Here is a 10,669-nt window from a genome sequence, read left to right as displayed (position 1 = left end):
CGAGGAAGCCATCCTGATGGCGCTGACCCTCATCGACCTGTCGCTGGCAGGGAACCTGCTGCTGATCGTGATCTTCTCCGGCTACGAGAACTTCGTCTCCAAGATCGATACCGGCGACGATGAGGACCGGCCCGGGTGGATGGGCACGGTGGATTTCTCGGGTCTGAAACTGAAGCTGGTGGCCTCGATCGTCGCGATCAGCGCCATCGCGCTCCTGAAGGCCTTCATGGAACTGGCCGAGGGCAAGGAAATCTCCGACCGGCATCTGGCCTGGCTGGTGGGGATCCACCTGGTGTTCGTAGTCTCGGGCGTGCTGCTGGCGCTGATGGACTGGCTGGCCAGCAAAACCGACAAGCACTGAAGGCGACGATGGAAATCAACGGCGTCGCCCATACCTTCATCACGGCCGGCGACTTCGAACGGTCCGTCGCCTTCTATCGCCAGCTGCTGCCCTTCCTGGGATTGCAGGAGGTCGCCGATAGTGCAGACACCTACTACTGCGTCGGCGGGCGCACAGGTTTCGGCATACGCCGCCCGGATCCGGCCCATTCCGGCGCCGCCTACGCTCAGTTTCGCGTTGGCAGCCTGCATCACCAGTGCTGGCGGGTCCGCGATCGCGCCGACATCGACGAGGCCTATGCCTTCCTGGTGAGGATCGGCGCAAAGATCGTGCATGCGCCGCAGGATGAACCCTGGGCGCCGGGCTATTACTCCGTGCTGTTCGAAGACCCCGACGGCATCCGGCTGGAACTCAACCACGTGCCAGGGCGCGGCCTGTTCGACACTCCGACGCAGCGTGTGGGAGCGTCGCTGGACGGACGCTAAAACGGCCAGACGTTTCGTTTGCGCGTATAGCCCAGGTAGCCGACGTTGGCGCCCAGCCGCAGGCCCACGCCGGCGCGGATCGGAGCCAGGGTGACGCCGTTGGCGCGCTGATAGTTCACGCCGAGGCCACCCACCAGATAGGCGGACCCTTCCACGCCCGGGAAACGCTGGAAGATCGTCTCGGGAACCTGCAGATCGTAGCAGAGGGTGAACACCCGGCTGGCGTTGCCACCAAAGTCCCAGCCGGCGGAGGGGCCCTGCCAGAACACCTCCATGGGCGGGCGATCCTTCATGTAGAGCAGGCCCCGGCCATAGCGGGCGCCCAGGACGAACGCACCGGAGCCCTCCTCGCCAGCAATGTAGGCGGTAGGCTTGCCGTTATTGGAGAACAGTCGCTCGACTGCGGCGCCTGCCGATTCGGCGGTGACACCCAGGAAGTCCGAGACGCCCTTGACGATCTCGTCCTGTTCATAGGCAGGAGGATTGCTGGCGGGGTAGTTGGTCTGGACGCCTGGCGGCGGCAAGGCACCGTCCGAGGCTTGCTGTGCACGAACCAGGGTGGGCGCGCCAAGGGCGACCAGCCCGGTGACGATCAGTTTGCGACGGTCCATAGGCGCTCTGAGGCCTCCGAAATCATGAATCAAAACGTGCCCCGTGAGCCTGCATGCGACGTTGCGCCTTAACGCACGATTAACCACGACGGTCGGGCGGCTTTGTTGCGGCGCGAGATGTGCTAAACGCGGCGCGCAATGAGCACCCCACTTTCCCATATCCGCAACTTCTCCATCGTCGCGCACATCGACCACGGCAAGTCCACGCTGTCCGACCGCCTGATCCAGGAGACCGGCGCGTTGACCCAGCGCGAGATGACCGAGCAGGTCCTCGACAACATGGAGATCGAGCGCGAGCGCGGTATCACCATCAAGGCCCAGACCGTCCGGCTTGAGTACAAGGCCGACGACGGCGAGACCTATATTCTGAATCTGATGGATACCCCCGGCCACGTGGACTTCGCCTATGAGGTCTCGCGGTCTCTGGCGGCGTGTGAGGGCTCAATCCTGGTGGTGGATTCCAGCCAGGGCGTGGAAGCCCAGACCCTGGCCAATGTCTATCAGGCCATCGACAACAACCACGAGATCGTGCCGGTCCTCAACAAGATCGACCTGCCCGCTGCGGAACCGGAACGGATTCGTCAGCAGATCGAGGACGTGATCGGCCTGGACGCCTCGGACGCGGTGCTGTGTTCAGCCAAGACCGGCGTGGGTATCCACGAGGTGCTGGAGGCGGTCGTCAAGCGCCTGCCCCCGCCCAAGGGCGACCGCGAGGCCCCGCTGAAGGCGCTGCTGGTCGATGCCTGGTACGACGCCTATCTGGGCGTGATCGTGCTGGTGCGCGTGATCGACGGCGTTCTGCGTGCCGGCCAGCGCGTGCGGATGATGCAGCAGGGCTCCACCCACCTGATCGATCGGATCGGGGTGTTCCGGCCCAAGCGCACAGACCTGGCGGAGTTGGGACCTGGCGAGATCGGCTTCATCACCGCCCAGATCAAGGAAGTAGCCCACGCCGCCGTCGGCGACACCATCACCGAGGAGAAGCGTCCGGCCGCCGAGGCGCTGCCGGGCTTCCGCGAAGTGCAGTCGGTGGTGTTCTGCGGCCTGTTCCCGGTGGACGCCGCCAAGTTCGAGGACCTGCGCGCCGCCATCGGCCGCCTGCGCCTGAACGACGCCTCATTCACCTACGAGATGGAGACCAGTGCGGCGCTGGGCTTCGGCTTCCGATGCGGGTTTCTGGGGTTGCTGCACCTGGAGATCATTCAGGAGCGCCTGAGCCGGGAGTTCGACCTCGACCTGATCGCGACGGCGCCCAGCGTCGTCTACAAGATCGGCATGAACGACGGCTCGGTCGTTGAGCTGCACAATCCGGCCGACCTGCCTGACCCCGTGAAGATCGCCTCCATCGCCGAACCATGGATCAAGGCCACCATCCTGACGCCGGACGAATATCTGGGCTCGGTGATCAAGCTCTGTCAGGACCGGCGGGGGTCACAGCGTGAGCTGAGTTACGTCGGCTCGCGAGCGCTGGTGGTCTATGACCTGCCGCTGAACGAGGTGGTGTTCGACTTCTACGACCGCCTGAAGAGCATCTCAAAGGGCTACGCCTCATTCGACTACTCCATCGAGGACTACAAGGTCGGCGACCTGGTAAAGATGTCGATCCTGGTCAACTCCGAACCAGTCGATGCGCTTTCCATGCTGGTACACCGTGATCGCGCCGAGGCGCGTGGCCGCGGCATGGTCGAGAAGATGAAAGACCTCATCAACCCGCACATGTTCCAGATCCCGATCCAGGCGGCGATCGGCGGCCGGATCATCGCCCGGGAGACCGTGAGGGCCCTGCGCAAGGACGTCACCGCCAAGTGTTATGGCGGCGACGCCAGTCGCAAGAAGAAGCTGCTTGAGAAACAAAAGGCCGGCAAGAAGCGCATGCGCCAGTTCGGCAAGGTGGAGATCCCGCAGGAAGCCTTCATCGCGGCGCTAAAGATGGATGCCGATTAGAGTTTTTCCGTTTCACATGGAATCATCTGAACCGGATAAACAGGCTCATCTCTATATGTTTTGAGCGCAACGGGCGCTTGAACCGGTGCCCACTTAAAGCTGTCGCGCTCTAGGCGCCGCCCTGCTGTTTTCTGCCTGCACCCCCGTCGCCGGCTTGGGTCGAGACGCCCGGTCCGCCGACAAGACTGTGACCAGGGCCGCAAAGAAATAGCGGGGACGACCTTACGATCCCGCCCGCGAAGGCGTATGTGAAGGTCATGGCTGAAATCGTGTACCCATTGATGCGTTCGATCACACGCGGTCTCGCGCACAAGTGCCCGGCTTGCGGGAAGGGGCAGATTTTTGGCCGCTATCTCAAGGTCCAGCCGCAATGCAAAAGCTGCGACCATGAATTGGCGCTCTATCCTGCGGATGACGGCCCGGCCTATCTGACCATCCTGCTGATCGGCCACCTGATCATCGCGCCTTTGCTGATCTTCCCGATCATCTGGGAGAGCGACCCACGGATTTCCCTTCCCATCATCCTGAGTACGCTCACGGTGGTGGTGCTGGCGATGTTGCCGCGCGTGAAGGGCGGCTGGATCGGCTTGATGTATGCGCTGCAAGTCACCACGCACGACGAAACCCTGCACACCGCCGACGCGGCCGAGTGATCCCGGCCAGGTCCTGAAACTCTGGCCTTGGCTTCTTCCGCCAGAACCCCGTAGCATCGCCGCTGGTAGCCAGACGGGGACAAAAACATGACGGCGAGCGAGACCGGGGTTGATACCCAGGCGCCTGAGGGGTTGGCTCGTCCCGGCCTGACCGCTACGCAGCGCGCAAAGGCGATCCTGGGTGGTTCCGCCGGCAATCTGGTGGAGTGGTACGACTGGTTCGTCTATTCGGCCTTCGCCATCTATTTCTCGCAACACTTCTTCCCCGGTGGCGACGATCTGGCAGGCTTGCTGAAGACCATGGCGGTGTTTGCCGTCGGCTTCTTCGCCCGCCCGCTCGGCGCCTGGTTGATGGGCGTCTACGCCGACCACGCGGGGCGCAAGACTGCGCTCACGGCGGCGGTCACCTTGATGTGCGGCGGCTCCCTGATTATCGCGGTGCTGCCGAGTTACGAGACCATCGGGGTCGCCGCACCGATCCTGCTGGTGTTCGCACGCATCCTGCAGGGCCTTTCCGTCGGCGGCGAATATGGCGCCAGCGCCACTTACCTGTCGGAAATGGCTGGGCGCAAACGGCGCGGTTTCTGGTCCAGTTTCCAGTTCGTCACCATGGTGATGGGGCAGCTGATGGCTCTGGGTCTGCTGGCGTTGTTGCAGACGACGATGGACAAGGCCGACCTTGACGCCTGGGGCTGGCGTATCCCGTTCTTCATCGGCGCGGCTCTGGCGGTGGTTGTGTTCTGGATCCGAAGCCGGATGGATGAGAGCCAGTCCTACGAGAACGCCAAGGCCGCCGGTGTCCCGCGGGCGGGCACAATGCTATTGTTCTCCCACTATCCGAAACAGACCGCGACGATCATCCTGCTGACCGCAGGCGGGTCGCTGGCCTTCTATGCCTTCACCACCTACATGCCGAAATTCCTGACTGGCACGTCCGGGTTCTCGGCGCCGACCGCTACAGCGATCACGGCAGGGGCGCTGGTGGTCTACCTCTTGTCCCTGCCCCTGTTTGGCTGGATCAGCGATCATCTGGGTCGCAAAGCGACGCTCTATGTGGCCTTTGGCGGCGGAGCAGTAGCTACTTTTCCGGCGCTTACGGCGATTGCGGCTACTGACAACGCATGGGTAGCGTTCGCACTGATCTCGGGCCTGGTGTTCCTGTTGTCAGGCTACAACTCGGTGAGCGCGGTGGTGAAGGCCGAGCTCTTCCCCACCAACGTCCGCGCGCTGGGCGTCGCCCTGCCCTACGGTATCGCCACGGCTGTTTTCGGCGGCACCGCCGAGCCCATCGCTCTGGCGTTCAAGCAGGCCGGCGTCGAGAGTGGCTTTTTCATCTATGTGGCGCTGGGACTGGCGGTCTCATTGGTAGCCAGCCTGTTCCTGCCCGACACCCGCAAGCACAGCATGATCCTGGAAGACTGAGGCGGCCCGGCGCTATAATCCCAGCTCGGCGCGCACCTTCTTCGTCAGCTTGCCCACCATAAGACTGTGCGCCGTTGCCAGCCAGCCGACGACATCCTCGGCGTCCACGTCGTCCAGATCGACATTCACCCAGTGGCCCTTGGCGAAATAGGGCGCCTGTTTGCCCGGGCCATCCTCGGTGAGCACCACGAACCCGATGGGGCTGACCTTGAAGGAGAGGCCCCCCTTCAGACCGCAGACGGCGAACACCTTGCCGCCCACCTTGTAGACGTCGGAGTCGCCCCACTGCACGACGGTGGTCACCGCCGGCAGCGCGAGCGCGGCGACGGCGACCTCCTGGCGGGTCAAGCCGTGACGCCGACGCCGATCGGGCAGCTGACGCCCGTGCCGCCGATACCGCAGTAGCCGTTCGGATTCTTGGCCAGGTACTGCTGATGATAGTCCTCGGCGAAATAGAAGGGGCCGGCCTGGGCGATCTCGCTGGTGATCTGGCCGTAACCCTGCTTTCCGAGCTCGACCTGATAGGCCGCACGGGAGGCTTCGGTCGCCGACAGCTGGGCGTCAGATGTGACATAGACGCCAGAGCGGTACTGGGTGCCGATATCATTGCCCTGACGCATGCCCTGCGTCGGGTCGTGCCCCTCCCAGAAGAGTTTCAGAAGGTCAGCGAAAGACACCACTTTGGGATCAAACACCACCATCACCGACTCGGTGTGGCCGGTGCGCCCGGAGCAGGTTTCCTCATATGTGGGATTCGGCGTGATGCCCTGCTGATAGCCAACGGCGGTCACTACAACCCCTGGAACCTGCCAGAAAATACGTTCGACCCCCCAGAAGCAGCCCATGGCGAACTAGGCCGTCTCCAGGCCCTCCGCGTAGGGACCCTTCAGCGCCTGACCGTTCACATAGTGGCGCTGCGCCGTTGGGATGGGATTGGGCCGCCCCGGCAGGGCCGTAGCTGCTGTCGGGAGATCCATAGGTTTCCTGAAAAACATCTTGCGCCTCCTAACCTTCAGGTTGCACCCTTGATAGGAGACCTGACGATGTATTGTACGGTGCCAACTGTAGCCTATCCAGCGCGGTTGCGAGTGTGAAAATCTGCCTGTGCCACGCAAGGAAGTATGCCATGCCGTTCTATAAGTCCCTGCTGATCGCCGGCGTGATCGCCGGCCTGTCGACGGCCAGCGCCCTGGCCGCTGGCGGCGGTGGAGGAGTGGGTGGAGGCGGGGAGATGCCCTCTGCATCCGCTCCGCGATACGATCCCGCCGAGGAGTACGCCAAGGCCGTCAAGGCGCTGCAGGCCAAGGACTACAAGACCGCCGCCCGGGCTGCGGGCAACGTCACGACGGCGGCGCCCAAGAACCTCGACGGATGGCGGCTGCTGGGGATAGCCCAGGCGGGGGCCGAAAACTGGAAGGGCGCGCGCAGGGCCTATGAGCGGGCTGTCAAACTGGCGCCCGACGATCTGGCCAGCCGCGGCGGCCTTGCCCTGTCACTGGCCAATCTCAAGGACCCCAAGGCGCAGGCGGAACTGGACTGGTTGAAGGCCAGATCCGGGTCGTGCGGCGCAGGCTGTGATCCGGCCATGCTGAAGGCCATGACCGCCGACGTCGAACGGGCGATGGCAGGCGCGGCGCCGGGACCCAGCGCATCGCGGACCTCCGACGCCTTGATCTTCGCCAGCGATCGCGGCGACCACGCCTATGGCGCGGCCGTAAGCCTGATAAACGAGCGACGGTATGACGAGGCCCTGGCGTCTCTCGACAAGGCGCGATTGGCCTTCGGGCCGCACCCCGATGTTCTGACATACCAAGGCTACACCTGGCGCAAGCTGGGCGAGTTCGACAAGGCGGAAGCCTACTATCGTCAGGCGCTGGCCATCGCGCCGGACCACCGGGGGGCTACCGAATACTACGGTGAGCTGAAAGTGGAACGCGGTGACCTGGCAGGCGCGCGGCTTATGCTGGCCAAACTGGACCGTAACTGCGCCTTCGCCTGCGCCGAGGCTGAGGAGCTGCGCCGTTGGATCGACGCCGGCGGCGAACCGCGGCGCTGACGCTCCTCCTGGCGGTGGGTGCGTGGACGGCGATGGCGGCCGATCCCGGCCCGCCGCTGCGGGCCATGCGCTGGATGTCGCCTGAGGCGAACCTGCGCAACGCCCTGAGCGAGACCCCCACAGAGTGTCTGCGCCCGCCCCAGACGCCGCGCGCCGCGCAGGCGGTCAGGATCGGCCGCGCCGCCTTTCGCACGCCTCTCCTGTTGGGCGGACAGGCGGCGCGGGCCGGTGTCACCTGCGAAAGTTGCCACCGCGCTGGCCGGGGCAATCCGGACTTCCAGTTCCCGGGCGCCTCAGGCCCGCCCGGCACGGCAGACGTGACCCTCTCACTGTTCTCAAGCCATCGCGGCAACGGGGTCCACGACCCCCGCCCAATTACGGATCTCTCCGGCCCGCGCAGTGCCCTGAAGGTCGCGCCGGAGGACCTCTCCGGCTTGATTCGGGGCCTGATCGTCGAGGAGTTTGATGGCCCGGAACCGCCGGCGGCTGTGCTGGAAGGCCTCGTCGCCTACGTCAGCGCCCTCGATCCCGCCGCTTGCCCACATGCCCCAAGCACGCCCGTAACCCTGGCTGCCACGATGACAGACGCCCGCCTCGCCATCGCTGCCGCCGGGACCGCGCTGGCCGAGGGCGACCCGTCTACCGCCAACCTGATGATCGCCGCCGCCCGCGCACAGCTGGGCCTGATTGATGAGCGATATGCCGCCTTTCCGGACGACCGGGCCCGCCTCCGCAGCGCAGACGCAGACCTCGCGGCTTTGCAGGCCGCCATCCGGGAACGCCGCCCCGATGCTGCGGCGCAGCTCGCCGGCAGCAGTAGCGGCCTGACGACGCTGGAGACCCGGCTCGCACCCCGGGAGCCGGCGTCCCTCTTCAATCCCAAACAACTTGCCAGGGCCGCAAACCGTCGCTTGCCCCCAAGGGCTTCCTGACTATATTGCGCGCCTTCCGCCGAGGACCCACTCCCCCGCGCGGCAGACGGTGCGGTGGCCGAGTGGTTGAAGGCGCACGCTTGGAAAGCGTGTTTAGGGGAAACTCTAACGTGGGTTCGAATCCCACTCGCACCGCCAATCAGACCCCCAAAGGGTCTCTCGGCGTCCTGTTATTCCCTAAGGCTCGGAAGACGCGGCGCTAAAGCCGCCCAAACTCATCCGAAGACCGGCTGTTCCGGCCTATCTCCGGGCCATTCCCGGCCCTGAACCCGGGGCCGTCTCCGCGCGTCTGGAATGTAGGTGAGTTTCCCTGCTAACAGGGATTCTAGCAGGGAAATGGCGTTTTCAACGCAGCCTCGGGGCTGCGCCCAACGAGGAATTATCTCGCGACTACAGCACCTTAATCGTTTTCCATGGCGTGGAGACCCCGCAATCAGCAGGGAATTTATCAGGACCGGAACAGGGAATTACTTCGGCGGAGCAGGGAGCCGCAGGGAATTAACAGGAAGGCTCAGCGGAGACTGGAAAACAGCTTCCGCTGATCGTCCCAGGCCGCCGGCAGATCGGTGGCGATGAACCGCTGCAGGGTCAGGCCGTGAGGTTGGCGACCCTCCAGGATCTGGGTCTGCAGATCGGGCGCCAGGAACGCCAGCCGCAGCATATTTCGCTCGTAGGGCACGACCGGTGAGGCCTGCAGAACGGCATAGCCGGGATCAGCGGTCGTGCAATCTCCCGCGTCGGCCAGCAACCGATGGGCGGTTTTCAGCGCCTTGATCAAAGTGGGATCCGGACGAGGCTGGCCATCGACCAGCTGGCCCGCGGCGTCGGTGACGACCGTGCGCCCGCCTCGCAGCTTAAGCCGGCAGGGAACCGTGATCCGGAGAAGTTCCAGGTCGTCGGACTCAGGCGCCAGGCGGTGGCTCGCGGTCAGCCGGCCGGCGAGGGTCTGGATCTGGCTGATCGGGTCGCCGGCCCGGGCGAAGAATGCGGCGCGACGCACGACGATCTGAACCGTGGTGGGATGGATTTCCACCCGGGCCACGAGCTCGCGGAGCGGCTGCGGGTCGCGGGTCTGGAGCGCCGCGAGTGACCGCTCAATCAGCTTCTCGATTTCGTCCGCCGGAACCCGCCGGATGGACTCGTCATCAGCCGCATGCTGCGCGCCGCACTGAAGCGAGGTCGAGACATAGTAGCGATAGACCTTGCCCCGTGCGCCGTGGGTGAAGGTCGGGCTCATCGGGTCACCGTCCACGTCGAACAGGATCCCACGCAGGAGCATGGACGAGACTCGCTTGGGCCGCTCCACGTGTCGGCGAGTTTGACTGGCGAGCAGGGTCTGTACTTCCGCGAACAGCTCGACGTCGACGATGGCGTCGTGGGCCCCGGGAAAGGTGACATCGTGGTGGGGGATCTCGCCCAGGTATGTGCGGTTCTTGAGGAGATAGAACAACGCGCCGCGGGTGAACCGGACGCCGCCCATGGCCCGGCCCTTGGCGGTCAGCCAGGCCTTTGACCGAATGTCCTGATCGTGCAGCCAGCCCTCCATCGCGTGGACCGAACCCAGCTCCAGGTATCGCCTGAAGATCAGCCGCACGGTCTCCGCCTCGGAGGGATTGACCGTGAGCGCGCGAGTGGTGAGATCTTTGGGCAGGTCGTAGCCCAGCGGCAGGGCCCCACCCATCCACATACCCTTGGCCTTGGAGGCGGCGATCTTGTCGCGGATCCGCTCGCCGGTAACCTCGCGCTCGAACTGCGCAAACGATAGCAGGACGTTGAGGGTCAGCCGGCCCATGGATGTCGTGGTGTTGAACGCCTGGGTCACCGACACGAACGAGACCCCGCGTCCGTCAAAGGTGTCGACGATCTTCGCGAAGTCGGTCAGCGAGCGGGTCAGGCGATCGACCTTGTAGACCACCACCACATCGATCTTGCCGGCGTCAATGTCGGACAACAGCCGCTTCAAGCCAGGGCGTTCCATTGAGCCCCCCGAGAAGCCGCCGTCGTCATAGAGATCATCGAGGCCCGACCAGCCCTCCCCGGCCTGGCTGCGGACATAGGCCTCGCAGGCCTCGCGCTGGGCATGCAGGCTGTTGAAACTCTGATCCAGACCCTCCTCGGAGGACTTGCGGGTGTAGATCGCGCACCGTAGCCGCTTCGGTGGCGGAGCCCGGCTCACTTGGACGTTTCCGTCTCATGCAGGCCGAAGAAGGCCGGGCCGTTGCGCTT

Annotated in this window: 10 protein-coding genes, 1 tRNA gene and 1 pseudogene; 8 read left to right on the top strand and 4 right to left on the bottom strand. The window is 64.7% G+C overall.

Going from position 1 to position 10,669, the window contains the following annotated elements; translation table 11 throughout:
* Together ACIQ42_RS10235 and ACIQ42_RS10230 are read left to right on the top strand one after the other, a co-directional pair.
* A partial coding sequence (locus tag ACIQ42_RS10235) for a YqhA family protein (protein ID WP_397422096.1) occupies nt 1–361 on the top strand: 361 nt, incomplete at its 5' end.
* A gap of 8 nt (nt 362–369) precedes the next feature.
* Entirely contained in the window at nt 370–825 is a 456-nt protein-coding gene (locus ACIQ42_RS10230; protein ID WP_397422095.1) for a VOC family protein, read from the top strand.
* Here ACIQ42_RS10230 and ACIQ42_RS10225 read toward each other — a convergent pair.
* Nucleotides 822–1,436, bottom strand: coding sequence for a DUF1134 domain-containing protein (locus ACIQ42_RS10225; protein ID WP_397422094.1), 615 nt, complete (start codon nt 1,434–1,436; stop codon nt 822–824). The two genes, ACIQ42_RS10230 and ACIQ42_RS10225, sit on opposite strands and share 4 nt — an antisense overlap.
* 138 nt (nt 1,437–1,574) lie before the next feature.
* Between ACIQ42_RS10225 and lepA the strand changes: the two genes are divergently transcribed.
* The 3 genes from lepA (at nt 1,575) to ACIQ42_RS10210 (ending at nt 5,455) form a co-directional block, all read left to right on the top strand.
* A complete protein-coding gene (lepA, locus tag ACIQ42_RS10220; RefSeq protein ID WP_397422093.1) occupies nt 1,575–3,380 on the top strand; it encodes a translation elongation factor 4 in 1,806 nt (601 codons plus the stop codon).
* A 257-nt stretch (nt 3,381–3,637) separates the two neighbouring features.
* On the top strand, nt 3,638–4,033 hold the full coding sequence (locus tag ACIQ42_RS10215) for a DUF983 domain-containing protein (RefSeq protein WP_397422092.1): 396 nt from the start codon (nt 3,638–3,640) through the stop codon (nt 4,031–4,033).
* Between the two features lie 87 nt (nt 4,034–4,120).
* On the top strand, nt 4,121–5,455 hold the full coding sequence (locus ACIQ42_RS10210) for an MFS transporter (RefSeq protein WP_397422091.1): 1,335 nt from the start codon (nt 4,121–4,123) through the stop codon (nt 5,453–5,455).
* A gap of 12 nt (nt 5,456–5,467) precedes the next feature.
* Here the strand turns inward: ACIQ42_RS10210 and ACIQ42_RS10205 are convergent, their stop codons facing one another.
* Together ACIQ42_RS10205 and msrA are read right to left on the bottom strand one after the other, a co-directional pair.
* A complete protein-coding gene (locus tag ACIQ42_RS10205) occupies nt 5,468–5,803 on the bottom strand; it encodes an MmcQ/YjbR family DNA-binding protein (protein ID WP_397422090.1) in 336 nt (111 codons plus the stop codon).
* Nucleotides 5,800–6,450: pseudogene (gene msrA / locus ACIQ42_RS10200) on the bottom strand (peptide-methionine (S)-S-oxide reductase MsrA). The gene ACIQ42_RS10205 and the pseudogene msrA overlap by 4 nt, the downstream one beginning before the upstream one ends.
* Nucleotides 6,451–6,581: 131 nt before the next feature.
* Between msrA and ACIQ42_RS10195 the strand changes: the two are divergent.
* The 3 genes from ACIQ42_RS10195 (at nt 6,582) to ACIQ42_RS10185 (ending at nt 8,581) form a co-directional block, all read left to right on the top strand.
* On the top strand, nt 6,582–7,511 hold the full coding sequence (locus tag ACIQ42_RS10195) for a tetratricopeptide repeat protein (protein WP_397422089.1): 930 nt from the start codon (nt 6,582–6,584) through the stop codon (nt 7,509–7,511).
* Nucleotides 7,478–8,443: a hypothetical protein gene (locus ACIQ42_RS10190; RefSeq protein ID WP_397422088.1), complete on the top strand. Its 966-nt coding sequence runs from the start codon at nt 7,478–7,480 to the stop codon at nt 8,441–8,443. The genes ACIQ42_RS10195 and ACIQ42_RS10190 overlap by 34 nt, the downstream gene beginning before the upstream one ends.
* Before the next feature lie 48 nt (nt 8,444–8,491).
* Nucleotides 8,492–8,581 (top strand) — tRNA-Ser (locus tag ACIQ42_RS10185).
* Nucleotides 8,582–8,954: 373 nt separating this feature from the next.
* On the opposite strand, the gene ACIQ42_RS10180 is transcribed toward ACIQ42_RS10185, so the two are convergent.
* Nucleotides 8,955–10,619, bottom strand: a complete 1,665-nt coding sequence (locus ACIQ42_RS10180) for a recombinase family protein (RefSeq protein WP_397422087.1) — start codon at nt 10,617–10,619, stop codon at nt 8,955–8,957.
* Nucleotides 10,620–10,669 lie beyond the last annotated feature (50 nt).

The organism is Phenylobacterium sp., from assembly GCF_044372605.1.
Lineage (GTDB): Bacteria > Pseudomonadota > Alphaproteobacteria > Caulobacterales > Caulobacteraceae > Phenylobacterium.
The sequence above is the reverse complement of the archived record's forward strand: the minus strand, read 5'-3'. Positions and strand labels throughout refer to the sequence as shown.